The following is a 19,430-nucleotide window of genomic DNA, read 5'->3' on the forward strand; positions in this document are numbered from 1 at the left end:
GACGCGGCTCGCCATCCTCGCCCTCGTGGCGCGCTGCTGACGCCTAAAGCCAGCCGAAGGTCCGTTCCACGACCCAGCGGCGAGGCTGGACGTGGAAGCCCCTTGCGGGATGGTGCGGGACCCGCTCAACGTTGATGCCGAGCCCGGCGAAATGTCCGCGTACAGCAGTCAGTATCCACCGTCGGTCCGCGCCTTGAGCACGCTCAGATGGTCCGCGGCGATGGTGCCGGCGGCGATGGCCAGCACGCCACCCGGGTCAGCACCGGCTCGATCAGCGCCCACCGCTCATCCGACAAGTCCGAACTGTACCTACGCCGCTACACACCCGCGGCGCGATCAACGAACCACGCCCTGCCCTGGCGACGGCCGAACGCGAATCAACCCCTACACGGGTCAGATGCCCTTTTAGAACAGGGTGCGTCCGCTGCCGTAAGGCGTGGATGGGCCAGGAGGCGACAAATGTGACTGCACTTCTCGCACACGAGCAAGGACGGCCTCGACGAAATTGAGCCAAGATAGTTCCTCTACGGGCTCCCGCGGAGGCTGCGCAGGATTCTGGCTGCTAGTGACGAAGCACACGGCGTCATACAGACCTTGTTGCAGCATACGCCGCGACAGAATTTCCCCCCGCTTGAGATACGAAGAGTTGCGAAACTCCGCGTCCACGGGCCACTTGCTTGAGAGGCCGCCGACCGGATAAATGGTTTCTGCACTCTCTTCGATCAGAAACATGAAGCCTGCCCAGGGGCTTAAATCGCCGTACATGCCGGTTTGCGCATGCGCTAGGCGGAGGTCGGTAGCGTTGCCGATCGCCTCCTCAGTACGGTTGTTAAAGTTGTTGGCGGCGCTATTGGCGCCCAATGACTTCAGCTCTAAGGCCGCAATCAGCGTGTCACCTTGATGAACAATTAGGTCCCAGTTTTTGGTCACCCTATAGTGTCCAGGAACGGTAGCTGAACGATCCCTTAAGAAATTGCGCTCGCCGTAACCGCAGTCGATGAAAACTGATTCAACTAATGCCTGAACAGATCCGAAGTGCTTCCCGGCTCGGACTGCAGCGGCAAGCCCTTCACCCTTCCCTGTAATCGACTGCTTGTCCCGTGTCGTCCAATACGATCGACATGACTCGGCAAACGCGGTCTGCAGAAGTTGATGGTTCACCACGATTGCTCCTATTGTTCAGCAAAGCAGCCCTCGCATGATTTTGCGTTACCCAGCGGAGCAGGGGCGCACCGCAGACGACATCCGCCGGTGACCGATGAAGACTTCCACTCTAGCCGACCTATAGGTGGGTGCAATCTCCAGGCTTTGCCCACGCTGTCGCGGCAGTTCGAGTGCCCTCACATGCGGCTCATAAGACACTTTGCCACGACGGGCAGGCGCTCGCGATGGCTCTCGGGTCCACGGTGCCCGCCGGAGGGGTCCGCCGCGACTGCTGCGACGTCGCCGCCATCACCAAAATCACCGAACACTTGGTGGGCATCGATGGATCAGGGCGTAGGTGGTCTAACGGCAACCCACCGCACCCCAGCGCGCATCCTGACGTGGCACGACGACCAAGCAACTCCCCCTGATGGGGGTTCACGCTGCGCTCGTCGATCTTTACGATAGCTGTCAACGTCGCGGGATGCCGAGCTCGCGTAGGTAGGAGATGCGCGCTTCGACAGCAGCGTGGAAGTGCCGCCAATCGAGACGGTCGTCGAACTCTACGGGGATGCTGTCGGCGCCGGACGACGCGACGCAGAGAGCTGCATCGTACAGCTTCTCTGCCAATAGACGCCGAAACGAAACGCTGCACCGTTCTTGGTAGCTCAAGTGGTTCCAAACGCCTTCAACTTCGAAGGCCCCCCGCCTAACGAGGCGCGTCGGCTTATTGCGCGACTTAGGTGCGTCCTCAACAATGAAAAGGTAGCCGAGCCACGGCTCCTCGCCCGGGAACATGTCAGCAAGGTTGGCGCGCCGCGCGTCAGTGGCGGTGCCCAAGGCTTCCTCGATACGATTGTTGTAGTTGTTGCCGAAGGAGGGACCGCCGAGCGCCTTCATCTCGAAGGCCGCCACGAGAGTGCCCTCGTACGACACCACAACGTCCCATTGCTTGGTCGGACGATAGTAACCCGGCAGGATGATGTTGTTGCCCTTGACGGCGATGGATTCGACAGGGAATCCCGCATCGAGGAAGAACTTGGACAAAAGCGCCGCAACGGCGTCAAAGTGCTTGCCGCCGCGCACGGACCCAGCCGTGCCGGCACCCACCCTTTCCGCGATCTTGGACAGCTCCAGCTGGGACCGCTTTGTGTCCCAGTACGCGGCGATAGCGCGCTCGAAGTCTTCCCGGGTGACAGCCATCGAGCTCCCTCTCATGTGGACAGGTGGCTGACACCATACAGGCGCCGGGCGATCCGGCTCGCACCTTCCCTGTCTCGGCGCGCGAAGACGTCGCGCAGCTGCTGCTGGTCCTCCGCGCTGATGGACTCAGGATTCGGAACGCGGATCTTGCGCAGGTACTGCGCTTGGAAGCGGAGAGTGCCCCCACGCATACGGACTGCATACGCCTCAACGAATGCCTGAGCGATGTCAGAGAGTAACAAACCACCTAAAACGCGCAGGTCCCAGGTGTCCGACACGATGAAGTACAGGTTGTGGTGCGGGTACAAAGTACCCACGTCTAGCACCGGATGGAGCTGCATCCTCATGTCCGGGAACAGCAGTTTTTCGCGGCCGGTCAAAGTGGCATCGACCTTGTCGATGGTCTTGTACCAACGGTCCGGCTGCCGTTTCGCGATGTAGCGGCCTGTCAACTTTTCCCGATGTCTCTGGAAGTAGGCACGCAGCTTCGGGTACCGCGCTAGATCGACCAGCGAGCCGTCCGCCTCCCACGGATTTACCAAAAAGGTGTCGTGCTGACCCAGGGTGCCGGTGGTGACGTCCTTGACCATTGCTATGGGCAGCAGGCGGTCCGACTCCGCAACGATTCGGTTTGTTGTTAGGTATACGGCGTCAGCGCCGGTCGCGATGCCGATACCAACGCGGGTGCCCGCACCGGTGTCCTCAAGCAGTGGAAAACCCTCTGTGATCTCCTCGATCATGGCCAGTCGTGACGGTGTCCCCGTCGGCCAAGGCTCCTGGTCGGCAAACCAGCCGGGCATGCGCGCAGCCTGAAACGCCGGCCGCGTGAACTCGGTCGACGCGCTGTCTGACCGCCAGCTTAGAAAATCCGCAGCCGCAGTAGCGTCGAACAGGCGCGTAGTGTCGGCAACGACCGCGGTGCCCTGCCTCGCTCGACGCAGTACCGTGATCGCCGGATAGGCGGACACGGCTTCCAGGAACGCGTCCACATCGTGCATGGTTACGACGGTCTCGACGGCGAAACCGCTGGTCACCAGGCCACGGAGTGCGCGTCCGTACTGGTTACGCATCCAACGGTCGGCACAGATGAAACCCAAAGCGCCCCCGTCGCGCAAGCGACGAAGCGCCTTCTCGTAGAAGCCGACATAGATGTCTGCCCGGCCCACCATGGTGCGGCACGCGCGCCGGTAGGCGTCACTCTTCTCCGTGGAAATGTCCTCCAAGCGGAGGTACGGCGGGTTGCCGACGATGACATCGAAGCGGTCGGCATCGGTAGCCAGGAGGAAATCGGCGTGCCGAACCCAGCCTGCGACCACGGCGGCGACCTGGTCGAAATCCCACCCGTCGGCCTGCAAAACTGCCGTAACGGCGTCCGTGGTTGCCGTGACGTTTCGTTCTTGGAGGTCTACGGCGTGCAAGGCGTCTGCGGCGGCGGTAATGGTCAGACCATGCTTACGGCACGAACTCGACAGCCGCTCCGCCGCCGCCACCATGAACGCACCATCCCCGCAGGCGGGGTCCAGCAGCCGGCGCCGTGACAGATCATCATCGTCGGTGTAGCCGACGAGATCGAGGATGAGGTCCACCACCCAGCGCTGGGTGTACACCTCACCGTGCTCTCGATCCAGAGCTACCGAGGTTCCACCGACAGTAGTAGCTGCATCTAACACCGCGCCAGCGTAGGTGGTAGCCCTGGCTGGGCGTGCGCCGACCCGCGCTATGTTGCCGCGAACGGCACTACCGGCCGCGTTCCACAGACGGGGCGCACCATCCATGCCTGACCCGGCCAAAATTCGACGACGCTACCACGGCGTGCCGTTGCCCGTGCTGACCGACTCCTGGGAATTATCGCCGCGAATGTCCCAGACGCAGGCTCTGTCCGGGCGAGCCTCGTTGCCTTCGCCTCAGCAACCCTAGCGGGCGATTGAACACCTCCAGCAGCACCTCGTCCATCAGCGTGAGGATCGACAGGGTTTTTGGTATTCCGCGTACGCCTCATTCTCACCGCCCTGGACCTTGCCGTCGGCAATTAGGAGCCAACGCGCGAGACTGAGGTCGAAAATTCCGGTGGCGAGGCAGGGGATGCTAGAGGCGTGAGCGATGCGTGGAGGGACGTCGAGGCCGGCCGGCGACAGCTGGACTGGGCGGTCGCGGTCGGCGACCCGGCAGAGGCGGACTACCTGACACCGACCGGCCGCCGAATCGCAAGCCAGGCGATCATGGACTTGGAGGCGTTCTTCGGCCCTGCCTGGCTGCACCGCGCTACACATCCCGCGCCAGGAATCACCGGACCGACAATGGGGCCCTACTTCGCCTCGCTGCTGGGCGCGCCAGCGTTCGTCGCTGTAATCGGCCTGTGGGCACGTCTGCAGGTCTTGGTCGACGCCAAGGTCCAAGGCATCGGTCGGGTACGGAAGAACTTGCGTGCCAACCCGACGGCTGAAGAGTTCCGCCATCACATCGCCTTGGCACGGCTGGCGGTTCTTGCCATCCAGGCCGGTGCGCGGATCACCCTGGAGCCGGTAAAGCCGCAGGGCGGGCCGGGTGATCTGCAGGCGGTGCGCGCTGACAGCGACGTATTTATCGAGGTCAGGGCACTAGGCCCCGACCGGGCATTCCGCGCCTACAACCAGCAGGTCAGGGATGCCACCACGCACCTGCGGGTGCTGGAGAGCCGCCACGGCGTGCATTGGGACGGCGATTTACCTCCCGAAGCAACCCCGCGGTGGAAAGAAAACGTGGCCTTGGCGGCCGCCGAGGCAGCGGCGACCGGAGTTCCCGTCGAGGTTACCGTCGACGGATCGACGTTGACCGCTCATTCGAATCCGGCGCCGGCCGGCGCTCGAATCGCCGGGCCGATGTGGGAGTCCGATCAAGGCCCCCGGCTGCTACAAGCGCTCATGAGGAAGGCCGTCAAAACCCAATCCGCCGGGGCGGCCTGGCTGTGGCTGGAAGACGCCGGCGCCGTGTGGCCGCTGACCTCCTTCGCCCGCGACCCACTACCTCTAAAGATCGATGTGCTCCGCCAAGCGCTCGATCCGCTATTTGACGCCCATCCGCATGTACTCGGTGTCGTGCTTACCTCCGGCGAGATGCGCCTCAATGAGCTTGACGCCACCGAGGCCAACCACCGCGGTGCGGCCTTCCGCCGCACCGTACCCGGCTCTCGGGCTCGGGAGAGCATCGTCGTGCGCCGCCGGCTAAACGTGCCTGGACAGTGCGCGCTGATCAACGAACTGTGCAGCGAGGAACCAGCCTGGCTCGATCGGGCACTAGCCCGCCTCGGCATCCCCGGCGGCGTCACAGCACTTACAACCCCGCCAGCCCGCCAGGCACCGACGGTCGTGCAGAAGCACCGCAGTGGCCTGTACCTGCCCACACGCAGCTGATCAACGGCCTCGTCGCCAGAATCGCCCGGTAGGAGGCGGCGTCAACAGTGCACGGTTCGCCACGACCAGCGCGAACACGATCCGCTCAACGTGCGGCTCCATCCGCGTGTTGGCCAGCAGCCGCAGCATCCCCGCGTCGATCCCCAGAGCGCGCTACAGTCCGTCCAGCGCGTACGCCCCCGCCCATCGCCCAGGAGTCGATGAACCGCAGGTCCGCCGAGGTGGTCGCCCGCGTCGACATGCACTGTCACGTCGAACGTGTACGCCCAGTCGTCGAGGACGACACTCTGACAAACGGGCTCCGTGAGCAACCAGCCAGTTCAACGACCGGACACAACCAGGCCCCGAAGGCACCTCTCCGCGAGCCTGGTCGTGTCGGTGCGGCGTCGATCTGTGGTTGTACTCCATCGTGCTGTAGCCCAGCTGCCGCAGGTGGCTGGTGAACGCCTCTCCTCGCGCGCCCTGCTTACTTCGGCAGCAAGGGCCCAGGGCTGGCGCGGGCCGGTGTCCTGCGTTGCACCTCACAGGGCCGTCCATGGCCAGATACGCACTGAGCCTCGCGTGGCAACTGATGTCGGGCGATGAATTCGCCTTAGCCCTGACGTATTGCTCATGCGACGGGTTAGGCAAAGCTATGCGCACCGCTTATAACGGTGCCGGCCAGAGCGACGGCTAACGACAGTGGATCCCGTGCTGCATCTGGCAGGGTCCCCAGACCCAACCCGCTCGATTCGACCAATAGGCCCAGCGACCCCTGCTGCTCAGGGCCGACGGCTGGGTGGTTGAGGAGATCGCGCGCCGCGTTAGCATCCTCGTCGCGAATCACGTCTGCCGCGAGCCGCTCGATGAGGTCATCTGCGATGTACGGCGGCAGGCCGGCGGCAAGGTCCAAAGCCGTGAGACTGAGGCGCACACGGAACACCGAAATTCCTCTGCCCGCCGCGGTGGCCGACGCTCGGTCAGTCAGGCCAGCGTAATCAGTTGTGGGGATGCCTCTGATCGTCGTTGCGTGCCAACTCTGGAGGAGGTCGTGCACCGTTCGCTCCCATGGCTGTTCGATCTTCGTTCGGCTGAGCAGGTCGGCGGCTTCGACGCCGTTGCCCTGCATCAGGTGGGCGACGATCGTGAGCTGTCGCCCGTCGAGCAGGGTGGGGCCGATTCCGTCGTAGTGCTTCACGTGAGCCAGTGCGTCGGCCCAGCGGCCTGACAGGGTGAGGGCGCGGGTTCCATCGGAGAGCAGGATGCCACGTAGCCAATTGATGATCTGTTGGTTTTCGTCGGGATCAGCAGTGAGCTGCTGGGGATGTATCTCCAGGTCGTCAATGACGGTGTGCCTGCCGCTGACGATCGCTGTGTGTAGGTCGGTGAGCAGGCGGTGTGCGCCGTCGCCGTCGCCGTCTCGGGTGCGTAGGCGGGCGAGGTTGATGACGGGTTCGAGGGCGAAGCGGGCGGTGTGCGCGTTGAGCGCCGTTCTGCTGAGGTAGAGGTTCGCGTGTTGGTGGCACCAGGTGCGGGCGAGTTCCGCGTCGCCGCAGTCGGAGGCGACGAGGGCGGCTCCGTTGAAAACCATGGATGCCGTTTCCGGGTCGTGTTCGCGGTGGGCGGTCTCGGCGAGTGCGGCGAGTCGGTTTACTCGTGCGTCGAGCGGTTTGGCTGGCGGTCGTTTGCGGGGGACGAGGGGGAAACGGGCGGCGATGGTGGGTGCGAGGGGCAGGGTCATGGTGTCCTCACGTACGGCGGAGGAGCGTGTTGGCATCGATGTCTGTTTGGCGGTGCGTGGTGGTTGGCGGTGCTTGTGCCTGGGGTGGCCGGGGCGGGGTTGGGCACCGCCCCGGCGTGCGCCGTCAGAAGGAGATGGTGAAGGTGGTGTCGGGCCGTTGGATGTCGCGGGGCTCGGCAGGTCGCATTCCTGCTGGCTGGGCGGTGACGGTGGGTTGGTTGGTGCGGCCCGCTTCGTCCCATTGGTCGAGCAGGTTGGTGAGTTCGGTGGCGAGCTTGTCGGCGTCTGGTCCGTGTGCGATGGCGCCGAGTTCGTGGTGGCCTTGGCTGGTTGGTTGGAAGGCGAGGTAGGCGATGGTGCCGCCGTGGTAGATGGCGGCTCCGGCCCAGCGGTAGGCGGGGGTGACCAGTCCGCTGGTGCGGGCGGTGTCTCCGACGCCGAGGCGGCCGAAGGGTGTGCTGGTGTGCACGAGTAGCCATAGGTCGAGATGGCCGACGGGGTCCTCGTCGGCGACTTGGATGCCGGTCCAGCGTTCGTGTCGGGGATGGCTCAGGGCGCGGCTGAGCGCCTGTCGGTCGGGGTGGTCGGCGGCGTCGAGTTTGAGGGCCACGTCGGTGTCGAGGCGTACGTGGTGGTCGGTGTGTTCTGCGGTGCCGCGCATGGGGACGAATCCGCAGACCAGCGGTGTCGTGGTGCTGGTGAGTTGGTGGGCGGCGGTGCGGTCGAGGGCGAAGCATCGGGTCAGGCCGCTCTCGTGTACGCGTAGGGGTACGACGATGCGGCCGTGGTTGGCGAGTTGGTCCCACCAGGCGGTGGAGATGTCCCATGCTCCGGCGGTGACGATGATCCGGTCGTAGGGCGCGGTGTCGGGGTGGCCGAGGGCTCCGTCGGCGTGGATTACGTCGACAGTGTTGTAGCCGGCGCGGGCGAGGTTGGCGCGGGCGCCGTCGGCGAGGTCTTGGTCGAGTTCGATGGTGACGACCGTGCCGCTGGGGGTGGTTAGCTCGGCGAGTAGGGCTGCGTTGATGCCGGTGGCCGCGCCGATCTCCAGGACGCGATGTCCGGGGTGCGGATTGAGTTGTTCGAGCATGTCCGCGACGAGGCTGGGGCTCGACGCGGAGGACAGCGCGGCACCGCTGGGGTCGCGCTTCGTGACGATCTGGCGGGGGGTGTAGACGGTCTCCAGTTCGACACCGGGGAGGAACTGCTCGCGGGGCACTCTGCGAAACGCCTGCTCTACGGAAGCCGAGCGGACGTGGCCGCGCTGTTTCAAGGCGGTGACAAGCTGTTCGCGAAGCACGGCTGCGCTGGGAGCTTCAGGTTCGGCGTCAGATGAGTGGACCATGTGTGTGCTTCTCTCTGTTGTTGGGGCGAGTTGATGCTTGTCGTAGGCGTCGGTGGGCGAGTGGTGGAAGGTGACGTGGGTGGCTGCCGTCGCGAGGAGCCAGGCGTCGGTGGCCGAGATGCCGAGCCGATTGAAGAGGAACAGCAGGTGGTGGGTTAGCACCCCGCGCAGGTCGCGGGTGAGTGCGCCGTGCCGGTCGAGGAAGCCGAGGTCTGCGCCTGCCCGCTCGTGGGCTTGCGGCCATTGGGGGGTGGCTGCCAGCGGGCTACCCGGAGCGTCGGCGGCGGCGATGAGCAGCCGCTGTACGGCGGCGATCAGCTGCGGGCTTGGTCCTGGCGCGTTGGATTGGTGGCGGCGGTTAGCGACGTGTCGCCAGACGTCGCCTTGCTCGGCGAACTCCAGTCCGGCGGCACGCATGAGGCGGGTGGCGAGCACGACACCGAGTTCGCGTCGGTGGGCGCCGCCGGCAGCGAGATGGCCGAGGATGTGGCGGCTGTCGGCGTGAAACAGGGTGTGGGCGACGGTCATGGCCTGGTCCCCGCCGAACGCGTATGCCTCGGGCCGGTAGATGGGCTCGGTGACGCCGCGGATGCGGTCGTCGTTGGTGAGGCCGGCGAGGAGGGCGTAGACCATGGCTTGCCGGTCGCCGGGCAGGAGCCGCAACCGCCACGTCTGCATTTTGCGGATGAACCAGAAGGCGGTGATCACACCCCTGTCCTCGGCGCTGCTTAGTGCGGGTGCGAGTCGGGTTGCGGCGTACTTCTCGGCGGTTTGCCAGTCGGCGAAGGTCAGATTGACCTGACGCCACTGGCTTACCGAAACCGCCTGGATGGGTGGGGCGATGTCGGAGGCGAGGTCGAGGTCCATGGTGGTCTCCTCGTCTAGTGGATTAGCAGGCTGGTTGCCCAGCGGATGTCGGTGCCGGTGGCCATGGTGTGCAGGGTGAGAGCGACTCCGGCGTGGCCGGCGATCAGGCCGGATCGCGCCGGGGTGGCGTCGGTGGCGTGCTGGATCAGCAGCCGCATCACGTAGGTCATGTGGGTGTGCAGACTGGTGGTGCGGGCGTCAGCGGCGGCGTACCAAACTGTTGTGGCGAGTCCTGCCCAGCCGTGGCACAGCGATGGGTCGACGAGTCGGTTGAGCTGAACGGGGTCTGCCAGGCAGCGGGACAGGGCGTCCTCCGCTGTCTGCTGCCTGGCGGGATCGGGGAGGGCAATCCCGGCGAGCTGTTGCGCGCGGGCTATGCCGGGGGTGCCGTAGCACCAGGACGGCCGAGCCGGTCCCCGTGTCGCGGGCTTGCCGGCGTGCAGCTCGGCTGCCGTGATCCTCTCTGGCCACCATGGTCCGGTCGGGCTGGTCTGCCGCCAGTCGTCCAGCCAGGTGTTGATCCGGCCGATTGCTTCGGCTTGTCCTGGCACCAGGATGTTGTGGCGCATGGCGAGCGCCAGGAGCGCCAAGGGGCCGGTCATTCCGTGCGCCATGCCGAAGTTGGCATGCCCACCCGATGCAGGGCTGTCGGGATCGGGTGGGTCGGCGCTCCACCAGCCTGGCGCGAGCCGTCCGGCCTCGTCGTCGATGTCGACCGGGTCGGTGAGCCGCACCAGGTACGTCAGCACCTGCCGGAGCAGTTGTCCGTCTGGTTCGCGGCGTAGCAGGTGGGCGCCGAGGCCGGTCAGCCCGCGTACGAGGTCGAACTCCGACAGGGTGGGCCGGGCACATGCCGCGATGCGCGCCTCCGCGGCGGCCAGCCGGCGTCTGGTCAGATCCGCGACCGAGTAATCGAGCGCGTCGAGGGATGCCGGATGGGCGTGAGGCGCGGCTGTGGTCAGCGCGTGGGTGACTGCCGGCGCACCGAACCACAGTCCTGCTCCGCTGCCGTTGTTCAGGGTGTCAGCGGTCGCGTGTCGCAGCCATTCGTAGGCCGGTTCCCATCCTGCGTGCCCAGTCTGGGCGCGGACGCCGTGCAGGATCGCTACCCCGGCGGCACCTCGGGATAGGGATTGGGCGTGCCAGCGGGTACTTCGTGGCCCGTAGTCGGCGGCCGTGAAGTCCGGAGGGGGTGGCTGGGTGAGGGTGTCGGTGATGCACGAGGCCATCGTTTCGGCTGCCCGTAGCAGTGGACTCGCGAGGGGCACGGCAGTCATCGGAGCGCTCCTGCGGTGCGGACGCGGCGGCGTACGGTCGCCAGTGCGATGTGGCGGGCGAGCCGATGCGTGACCTGCTCGGCAGGTTCGTCGGGACCGTGAGCGCGAACGAAATGCAGGTGTAGCAGCGAGGTGAGCACGGAGGTTGGGGTCAGTGGGCCGCGAGTTGAGGACAGTGTGTCGGCATAGCGGGCTGCGGCCCGGGATCGCTCTTGCCATGCCTGCTGGACCTGTTCCGTCAGGAGGGTCGGGTCAAGGGTGACCGCCTGGCGCAGCAGATACCGGTCGATGGGTGTCGGCCCGGCCTGCTCCGGGTGGGCGACGAGCCACTCGCATGCGTCGTTGCGGCTGCCGAGCATCGCGGCTGCCAGGTCGATCATGCTCGCGGCGGTAAGGACGTGCCGGTTGACCTGATGCTCGGGTTGCGCGCTGAGCTGCGCCAAGGCTGCGGTGGAGTCGGCGGCGAACAACTCGTGCGCGGCGACCAGCGCCTGGCCGTCTCCGTATCGGCCTGACTCGGGATGGTAGGTGTCCAGGCTCAGGTCTCCGGCGAGGCCCTGCCGTCGAAGGGCGGCGGCCCACCGGCCGATCCGTACGGCCGCGTGGCCGTAGTCGTCGGTGTGCAGCCGCAGTCGCAGGTGCGACGTGGGACGTCGGAGGCGGACGAACCACCGCAGCGGCGGCTCGGGCCAGTCGGCGAGCAGCGCCGGCAGCCCTCGGAGTAAGACCAGCTCCATCATTGGCGGCTCGACGGCCAGCGACGCGGACACGATGCCGCCTGCTCCGGGCATGATCGGCGGGGCCGGAGCGGGCGGCGGCCCCGAGCCTCGTGCGGAGGCGACGGCTGGCGCCGCTGCGGGCTCGGCCGTGGAGGCGACCGGTACGACGATCTCGTGAGCACGCCCGGACAGCCAGCCGAAATCCTCCGGGCTCGCCGCCTCGACCACGGTGATCGGTCCGGTGCTGGCGTCCAGGTGGGCACGCAACAGGGACCGGTCCATGGCCTGATCGAGGTTGAGCCGGAGCCGCTGGTCGCCGCTGCCGACCTGCACCCACCCGGGCAGCCGCAGCCTCGACCGCACTACCTCCCAGGCTGCGAGCCATTCGCCGTCGCTCGCGCCGGCAGCGGGCAAGCAGGTCGGGTCGATGCGCCACCGGGCGGCCGTGAGCAGAATCCGCCCGTATCGCAGCGCGGGCCGAAAGGGCAGGCAGGAAGCCGCGCCCCAGTCCAATGGTTTCAGCCGGGCGTCCATGGCTCGGGGCAACTCCACGAGAAACCGACCGAGCATCGGCGTCGTGTGCAGGGCGGCGGCGTGCGCGACCGTCGGCTCGACCACCCTCCCCCGCGACATCGACACCAACGCCAGTCGGTCCCGACCGGCGACCACACCAAGATCACCAATGTTGACGACATCCTCGGTTGCCGGACGATGCTCAGCCAAGGAAATTAGCCACGGAAGGACCAGCGGGGCATTCAGTACGTTCTGCGCATGCAGACGGTGTGGTGGGAAGCTCAACTGCGCCGGCATGGCCCCGTCCACCGCGACGGGTAGCCGCGCGAACTCCTTGTACATCCGCTCCCGCTCGGCAGCGGGCAGCACATCGAGGAAGCGTCCGCTCGTCGCCATCGCCGAGCGACCCATGCCGGTCAGCGCGATCGTGAAGCGCCCTTTCGCCAGTGCGTTCAGCGACGCCGCACGGATCTCTGCCGTGACGTCGACGTGAGGACTGCTGCGGCCCTCTTCGGGCGCAGGGTTGGCCAGGGCTTTCACGGCTGCGTCGTCGAGCTTCACCTCGTGGACACCGTCGATCACTGCCTGCTGGGCCAGCGCCAAGAGCCGTTCGTCACGGCTGGACAACGACGCTGGGGGTGCTTCGGCCGCCCGGGTGAAGTGCTCCGGGTATCCCAGCCCAGTCATCGGATCGAGCAGCTCAGCCAGCGGCACTATCGCCGCCATGCCGTAGCGGTTGACGAACCGGGCACGGTACGTGCGCCACTCCGGCCGACCGCCCGGATGGGACGTCAAGCGTCGCAGCACGCCCACAGCGCTCGCGATCTCGACAGCGACCTGGATCGGCAGGGTGACCTGATCCGCAAGCCGTAGATCCACCGCGACCGGCTGCGGATCCGCTGCCACCCGACGCATCCGGTCAGCCAGCTCACGAAGATGTGTCGTACCGGCTGCGATGCCACCCAGGTCGCCGTGTAACGACCAGAGTGCAGCCGCGACAGGCTGTTGTTCGTTGAGGTGATTCTGCACGGTGTCGAGCTGGTCCAGGATGTGTCGCAGCGGGTCGGCGCAGGTCGACGGCGGCCGGAGGCTGGAGATCAGCACACCGTGGTCGACCAGATCGGCAACCAGCGCGTCCGCAGACTCGCGCGGAGTTCGTGGGAACGCGGCGGTCACCTTGTCGACCAACTCCGTCCACGACACCGGCGCGGCGGCCAGCGACACGGCCAGCCGCACTGCTGCCGTGTTCCTCACCGAGGAGACGCCCTCTGCTGGTAGCGAGGCATGTGGCCGGCGCTCTACCGCGAGCCGAAGTCCCTGTCCCACTGCCAGGTTGTTTGCCTGCACACGCAGGTTGCGGCGCACATGCGGGTCGGCTTCGAGCCGCGCGATCAGAGACGCGAGCCAGCCCGCGTCCGGCCGTACCCGGATGGCCGAGCGCCCTGACGGTACGACCGAGGCAGCCCGGTCGAAGCGCAGTGCGGCGACCCCCGAGAACAACCCGAAGGGCGTTGCCCGCCGCTGGGCACGCACCAGGTACCGCGCCAGTGCCAGAGCCATCCGCCAGCCGCGGCCGGCATCGAGTGTCCCGCCAGCGCACACCGCCTCGACCCCGGAAGCGAACTCAGGGCTGGCAGTCCACACGGCTTCGGCCGCACCAGGGCGCTTCCATGTCTTCCGCAGCCAACCATCAATGTCTGCGGCATCGCCTCGATGCGGCCACGGCGGGCCGCCGCTTCGCCACGAGTGCGCGGCGATGCGGATCGTGGCGGCATCAACATGCCGGTACAGACTGCTTCTCGCCACCACGATCCACTCCTCACACGGGGACTTGCTCGGTTTCAGGGGTCGCCGGTTCCGGTGAACGTTCGGGTCGCCACCGGAACCGGCAAGGACAAGCGACTAGCAGTCGCCGTTCTTCTGGGTGTCGCAGCCGTCGTCCGTGTCGGCCAACAGTGCGGCGGCGACCGGGCCCTCGGTGACGATCTGGACGTCCAGCTGGAACGGGTCGTCGTTGGCGGCAAGCAGGTCGTTCATGGTTCCTCCTAGGGAGTTGGGATGATGGGTGGGCAGGTAGCCCCCGCAGCTACCGGCACGGACTTCGCGGAGCGTCAGGCCGGGGCGGCAGGGGAACGGGGGCACCCCTGCCGCCGGCCGGGACCGGCCACCGCCCATCTCGATGAACGGCGGCCGGTCGGGTAGTCGTCGCACGGCGACTACCCGGGTCGGGAATAGCTGGTAGAAGGTGGCGGCCTGCCGGTGGCCCAAGTTCTTGAAGCAGGAGATCGCGTTGATTTCCGTTGTGTCTGCCACAGACTCAGTCGGACGGATGGCACCCTGCCCCCGCCCCGTGCGGCGCATGTCACGCGGTCGCCTTGCGGGCGTGGACAGCCCTGCGCTCGTAGGAACCCAGGAGCACGTTTGGGTCGGCCATGAGCGTGACGAACCGGTCGAGGTCGGCATCGGTGACCTCGGGTGTGGTCAGGACGGGGCGGAGGTAGTCGACCCCGTCGGCGAGCAGCTGGCATCCGGGACCGCCTCCGGTCCAGGTCTCGGTGGACGCGTGCGTGCAGACCTGCGCCATGCCCTTGACGACGAGCAGTGCGGGGGTGTCTGCCGTCCAGGTGCCGGCACCGTCGAGTCCGGCGATGGTGCGGTAGACGCGTCGCATGACGGTGTGAATCAGCCGGGTGTCGTCGTCAGTTGCCCAGAAGACTCGTGGCGGGGTGTCGGTGACGTCGGCCAGGACGAGCCAGCTACCGGGACGCAGCCGGGCGATCATCTGTTCCAGCGCCTCTGCGGGGTGTGGCAGTGCGCCGTGCAGCCATCGGGCGACGACGACATCGAAGCTGTCGGGCTCGCCGGGAAGGTCGTCACCGTTCAGGTCCCGCTGATAGACGTCGATGACTCTCGTTGGGTTGAGGTAGGTGGTGTCCTTGTCGACCGCGGTGACCCTGCCGTGAGGGCCGACGAGGCGGGCCAGGTAAGCGGTGATCTCACCGCCGCCCGCGCCGATTTCCAGGACGCGCTGGCCTGCTTGAATGTCGAGCCGGTCCAGTTCCTGCCTGATGATCGGGTCGAGCAGTTCACGCAGCCGGGCAGGGCGCAGTTGGCCGCTGTGAGTAGTCGTCATTGAGGTGATTCCTTTCCTGGCTCGCGAGACGGCTCTGAGGGCTGGTGGGGATGGGCTCATAACGTCCTGCTCGGAGTGGATAGACCGTCCGCTCGGGGTCGTGGGATCAACCGTGGCGGCGCGGCGGCGGTGAGGTCGGCGACGAAGGCGTCAATCTGGCCGTGGGTGATTCCGGGCATGCAGACGAGGTGGCTGGTGGCTCCGTCGGTGGCGAGTAGCCACTTCTTTCGCACCTGCTCGGGTGGGGTGGGCATGACGACGGTGACGGCGTGAGGGTGTCGCCAGGCGGGCCAGCCGGCGGCGTTCAGTTGATTAACGGTGTAGGTGGCGAGGCGGCGGGCTTGGGTCGCCCGCCAGCGGTGCCCTTCGTGGCCGTGGGTGGCGATGGCGTGCCAGAGCAGTGCGGCGGCCAGCCCGCAGCGGGAGCCGGTGATGGTGGTGTCGAGGGTGGCGGTGTAGGTGATGCGGCTGGCCGTGTTGCGGGCGTGGTCGCGGATGAGGACGACTCCGCTAGGCGTTGGCACGCCTAGGAATTTGTGGCCGCTGATGGCGATGCTGCTGATGCCGCTGTCGTCATTGAGGCGTAGCCGGCCGTCGAGTGCGAGGGGGATGCCGGACAGCGCCGCGTCGACGTGGAGGTGTCCGTTGACCTGGTACTCATCGAGGACGGTGCGGATGGAGGTGGTGTCGTCGACGGCTTCGGTCAGAGTCGTGCCGGCGGTGGCCACCAGTATCGCGGGCCAGCGTCGACGGCGGCCGACTTGCGCGGCGAGGTGCGCGTAGTCCATCTCCCCGCCCGCGTCAGCATTGACCACTACGCCCCTCGCTCCGAGCATCCGGACGATCTTGGGGATGGAGTAGTGGGCGGCGGTCGAGTAGTAGATGCGGGCGGTGGGGTGGCGGTGGTGGGCGGTGTGCAGGGCAGACAGGTTGCCTTCGGTGCCGCCGGTGGTGACGTAGCCCCACCGGTCATCTCGCGGCATGGCGAGGGTGTCGGCGAACCAGGCGATGACCGCCTGCTCCAGCACTCGGGTGTGAGCGACTCCGCCAAGGTCTGCGGGGTCGCCGATGTTGTTCCACAGCCGGTTGCCGAGGCGGGTCATGACCTCGCCGTAGTCGAGGTCCACGGCGCCGGGAAACCCGATGCTCGTCGCGGCGGCGGCTTCGGCCTCGCGGATCAGGTGGTCGAGCACGGCCGTGACGTCGACCGGCGCTCCGCTGAGGTTTGCGGCGTCGGCGAGGCTGAGGCTCTGGTGACCGGTCACGCCCACCGCCCCGCGAGCAGGTGCGCGGTGAGGGTGTGGTGCAGTGCGTCGAGCTGCCGCCAGATGTCGCGGGTTTCGTCGTCGCCCTGCTCGGTGAGGTGCTCGTACGGGTTGTAGTAGGTGATCCGGTCCGGGTTGAGGGTCTTGTTGCAGCGCACGCCGTCGTCGCCGAGGCGGGCCTGCGGGTCGCGGTCGATGTGCAGCGCGGTGCCGTCGGTCAACAGGACGTAGCACTGACCTTTGAGGTTGAACGCCGACATGTAGCGGCCAGCGGCGGCGGCGTCGCGCAGTGTCCGGGCGACTTGGTACCAGCGGCCCTGGTCGGAGTCGAGGGTGCTGACACCCACGCCGACGTACCACGCACCTGGAGACAGGGTCATGTCCCCGCCGTTGACCATGGAACCCTCTGGACCGAGAGGACTCCACCCGCGTCCGATGGAGGCGATGTTGTCCCCGGCGACCTCAGCCATCTCCGCGAGCAGTTGCGGCAAGACATCGGAGTCCGGCGACTGCGGCCACGTGCGGTGGGCGGTGTGCAAGCGGTAGCCGTGCGGCTCGTTGGACGCTGGGGAGGCGAAGAACAGCATCAGCGCGTGAGGGCCGACCGCACCGCGCCCCCCGAACGCCTGATCGGCTTCAATAAGGTGGCCGGTGTTCAGCCGCTTGGACCGGTATACGACCTGTAGCCGCAGGTCCGCCCAGCGCAGATCGGCGGGCACGTCGCCGTCGGCAGAGCGCTGGTCATAGCCGGCCGGGCCCGGGGGCGGGATCGGGGGAACGGCGGCATCGGGTGGCCGCTGGTACCCGGTGGGGACAGGGGCCGCGCCATAGCCGGGCGGCGGCACAGCGACCGCAGGCTCGGGATGGTCGGCAGGTGGTGCGGCGGACGGGTAGCGCGCTCGCCAGCGCGGGTCCAGGGGATCGACGCCGTAGTGCTCGCCCGGTGACGCAGCCGCGTGAGTCCTCATCATCGCCTCCTCAGATCGAGAGGTTCATGGCGTCGGGAACGGCATGCCTCTTTGGTGTGCCACGGCCGATGCCGGCGTAGACCTCCGGGCGGGCCTGCCGCAGATGCCCGGCCCACACCCCGCCCCCGACCGCAGTGGCAAGGAGGATCACCGGCAGCAGAAACGGATACAGCGATCCGGGCGTGGCACCGAGCAGAGACCCGGCGTTGCCGACCATCAGCGCGAGCACCACCGACCCGCCGAGCACGCCCAGGGCGGGCGCGAGCCGCCACTCCCACGCGCCGGCCTGCGGGCCGCGCACCCTGGCCGGTGCCGTCATCGCGGCCACCGACGCGGCCAGCAGCAGACACAACAAGCCCATCGCCCCCAACGCCGACAACCAGGTGAACATCACCGCCACCGGGTCAGCACCGCTGACAGCGAACACCCCCACCACCGCCACCGCGACGGCCGTCTGCATCAACGACCCACCACGCGGCGCACTGACCCGGGTCGCGCTACTAGTCCGGGCAAGACCCGCCGGCAGCACCTTCTCCCGAGCCATGGCGAACACGTACCGGGCGAGCACCGAGTGAAACGCCAGCATCGACGTGACGATCGCGAAGATCAGCACCACGCTCGCGAGGGCCGTCCACCAGTTGCCCAGGCGCGCCAGGACCGCGAACGGCAACCCGGACGCCGGATCAGCGGCCACCTCCGAAACGACGTCCGGACCGACCGCCACCCCCATCGCGAACGCGGCAACGGCATACACCCCGCCGAGAACGAGTACGCCACCGATGGTGGCCCGGCCAACCGACCTTAGGTCGACGGCCTCCTCAACCAACGACCCCGGCGCGTCGAAGCCCATCACCGCGGCTACGCCGAAGGCGACCGCACCGCCGATGCCGCTGACCGCCAGACCCGAGACGTGAAAACCAACCCACGACACCTCCTCGCCCGCCGGCTGTCCCACCCCGGCGAGGACGAATACCGCGACGATCAGCAACGACACGGCCAGCACGAGGGCCAATACCCGAGTCGACAACATGATCGCCCGCACACCGAGCACCCCGACGACGACCAGGGCGAGGCCCGCCCACACCCACCAGCTGCCGCCGAGCTGGGCTGCCATCGTCGCCCCGAACAGCCCGTACAGGCTGATCTGGATGGCGTTGTAGGCCACCAGCGCGACCATGCCGGCAGCGACACCCCAACTCCGGCCCAACCCGTGCGCGAGGATCGCGTAGTAGGCCGCCGGGTGCCCGAGCTGGCGGGCCATCGCCGCGTACCCCACCGCCAGCAGCGCGACCGTGCCCGCCACGACCACGAAGGTCAGAGGAAGAGCCGTTACCTTCGTCGTCGCATAGGTGCCGACGATGCCTCCGGTAAGGACCACCATGGGCGCCGACGCCGCCGCCCCAAACACCCACAATCCGAACGGCGTCAGCGTCCGCCGTGCGAGCCCCACCTGCACCTGCGTCGACTTCACCGCTGCCCCCGCTGCGGCGAGTCCGGGCACCCCGACCTGCGGCATCCCGCTACTGGATGCGCGCGCACGTCGGCGGCGTTGGCGGGCACGAGGTAGACCGCCGTCGGCCGTACCGGGCCGCCGCGCCAGAAGCTCCGGTCGCGGTCGAGCCGGCGAATCGCGGTGTCGGCACCCGGCGTGAACCCGAACAGGTCGTGAGCCCCGTCTGGCCACTCGCGCCGAATCGCATACCCCCACGCGTACTCCATCGACGTCACGTCGCCTGCGAGCGTGAGGTCGATACCGGTGCCGGCAGTCGCGATCCGGGCTGGCAACCTCAACCAGCGCCCAAAGGCGGGACTCCGTGGTCGTAGTGCGGTGGTGGGCTGAGCGGCTCCGGTCAGCATGAGGGGCGCCTTCCTTCGGCATGAGGGTGTG

13 protein-coding genes are annotated in these 19,430 nt (G+C 67.3%); 1 reads left to right on the forward strand and 12 read right to left on the reverse strand.

Going from position 1 to position 19,430, the window contains the following annotated elements; all coding sequences use genetic code 11:
- Positions 1–405 precede the first annotated feature (405 nt).
- From NIE79_RS26335 to NIE79_RS26345, 3 genes are all read right to left on the reverse strand, one after another.
- Positions 406–1,164 (reverse strand): PaeR7I family type II restriction endonuclease, encoded by a 759-nt coding sequence (locus NIE79_RS26335; RefSeq protein ID WP_238681110.1) that lies wholly within the window; start codon positions 1,162–1,164, stop codon positions 406–408.
- A gap of 450 nt (positions 1,165–1,614) precedes the next feature.
- Positions 1,615–2,346: a PaeR7I family type II restriction endonuclease gene (locus NIE79_RS26340; RefSeq protein ID WP_238681111.1), complete on the reverse strand. Its 732-nt coding sequence runs from the start codon at positions 2,344–2,346 to the stop codon at positions 1,615–1,617.
- Between the two features lie 11 nt (positions 2,347–2,357).
- The gene (locus tag NIE79_RS26345; RefSeq protein WP_372471806.1) at positions 2,358–4,016 is read right to left on the reverse strand and encodes an HsdM family class I SAM-dependent methyltransferase; all 1,659 of its coding nucleotides are present in this window, start codon (positions 4,014–4,016) and stop codon (positions 2,358–2,360) included.
- 423 nt (positions 4,017–4,439) lie between these two features.
- Between NIE79_RS26345 and NIE79_RS26350 the strand changes: the two genes are divergently transcribed.
- On the forward strand, positions 4,440–5,735 hold the full coding sequence (locus NIE79_RS26350; RefSeq protein ID WP_238681113.1) for a hypothetical protein: 1,296 nt from the start codon (positions 4,440–4,442) through the stop codon (positions 5,733–5,735).
- A 622-nt stretch (positions 5,736–6,357) separates the two neighbouring features.
- On the opposite strand, the gene NIE79_RS26355 is transcribed toward NIE79_RS26350, so the two are convergent.
- The 9 genes from NIE79_RS26355 to NIE79_RS26395 form a co-directional block, all read right to left on the reverse strand.
- Positions 6,358–7,455 carry a hypothetical protein gene (locus NIE79_RS26355; protein WP_238681114.1) on the reverse strand — a complete coding sequence of 366 codons (1,098 nt, stop codon included), beginning with the start codon at positions 7,453–7,455 and terminating at the stop codon, positions 6,358–6,360.
- A 124-nt stretch (positions 7,456–7,579) separates the two neighbouring features.
- Positions 7,580–9,667: a methyltransferase, FxLD system gene (gene fxlM, locus NIE79_RS26360; RefSeq protein WP_238681115.1), complete on the reverse strand. Its 2,088-nt coding sequence runs from the start codon at positions 9,665–9,667 to the stop codon at positions 7,580–7,582.
- Between the two features lie 14 nt (positions 9,668–9,681).
- A complete protein-coding gene (locus NIE79_RS26365; protein WP_238681116.1) occupies positions 9,682–10,944 on the reverse strand; it encodes a lanthionine synthetase C family protein in 1,263 nt (420 codons plus the stop codon).
- Positions 10,941–13,985: a lantibiotic dehydratase gene (locus NIE79_RS26370; RefSeq protein ID WP_308193232.1), complete on the reverse strand. Its 3,045-nt coding sequence runs from the start codon at positions 13,983–13,985 to the stop codon at positions 10,941–10,943. Before NIE79_RS26370 ends, NIE79_RS26365 begins: the two co-directional genes overlap by 4 nt.
- A gap of 93 nt (positions 13,986–14,078) precedes the next feature.
- The gene (locus NIE79_RS26375; protein ID WP_081883949.1) at positions 14,079–14,213 is read right to left on the reverse strand and encodes an FxLD family lanthipeptide; all 135 of its coding nucleotides are present in this window, start codon (positions 14,211–14,213) and stop codon (positions 14,079–14,081) included.
- Between the two features lie 325 nt (positions 14,214–14,538).
- Positions 14,539–15,309 carry a class I SAM-dependent methyltransferase gene (locus NIE79_RS26380; RefSeq protein WP_238681118.1) on the reverse strand — a complete coding sequence of 257 codons (771 nt, stop codon included), beginning with the start codon at positions 15,307–15,309 and terminating at the stop codon, positions 14,539–14,541.
- Positions 15,310–15,365: 56 nt separating this feature from the next.
- Positions 15,366–16,574: a histidine decarboxylase gene (locus NIE79_RS26385; RefSeq protein ID WP_238681119.1), complete on the reverse strand. Its 1,209-nt coding sequence runs from the start codon at positions 16,572–16,574 to the stop codon at positions 15,366–15,368.
- Positions 16,571–17,542 carry a hypothetical protein gene (locus tag NIE79_RS26390; RefSeq protein WP_238681120.1) on the reverse strand — a complete coding sequence of 324 codons (972 nt, stop codon included), beginning with the start codon at positions 17,540–17,542 and terminating at the stop codon, positions 16,571–16,573. The genes NIE79_RS26385 and NIE79_RS26390 overlap by 4 nt, the downstream gene beginning before the upstream one ends.
- 10 nt (positions 17,543–17,552) lie before the next feature.
- Positions 17,553–18,998, reverse strand: a complete 1,446-nt coding sequence (locus NIE79_RS26395; RefSeq protein ID WP_238681179.1) for an APC family permease — start codon at positions 18,996–18,998, stop codon at positions 17,553–17,555.
- Positions 18,999–19,430 lie beyond the last annotated feature (432 nt).

The sequence above is a fragment of the Micromonospora trifolii genome (genome assembly GCF_022229005.1).
GTDB classification, from domain to species: domain Bacteria; phylum Actinomycetota; class Actinomycetes; order Mycobacteriales; family Micromonosporaceae; genus Micromonospora; species Micromonospora trifolii.

Bases quoted from the DNA above. Each gene is read 5' to 3' on its own strand.
- NIE79_RS26340 (WP_238681111.1), bottom strand. From the start codon at position 2,346: ATGGCTGTCACCCGGGAAGACTTCGAGCGCGCTATCGCCGCGTACTGG.
- NIE79_RS26355 (WP_238681114.1), bottom strand. From the start codon at position 7,455: ATGACCCTGCCCCTCGCACCCACCATCGCCGCCCGTTTCCCCCTCGTC.
- fxlM (WP_238681115.1), bottom strand. From the start codon at position 9,667: ATGGACCTCGACCTCGCCTCCGACATCGCCCCACCCATCCAGGCGGTT.
- NIE79_RS26365 (WP_238681116.1), bottom strand. From the start codon at position 10,944: ATGACTGCCGTGCCCCTCGCGAGTCCACTGCTACGGGCAGCCGAAACG.
- NIE79_RS26375 (WP_081883949.1), bottom strand. From the start codon at position 14,213: ATGAACGACCTGCTTGCCGCCAACGACGACCCGTTCCAGCTGGACGTC.
- NIE79_RS26380 (WP_238681118.1), bottom strand. From the start codon at position 15,309: ATGACGACTACTCACAGCGGCCAACTGCGCCCTGCCCGGCTGCGTGAA.
- NIE79_RS26390 (WP_238681120.1), bottom strand. From the start codon at position 17,542: ATGAGGACTCACGCGGCTGCGTCACCGGGCGAGCACTACGGCGTCGAT.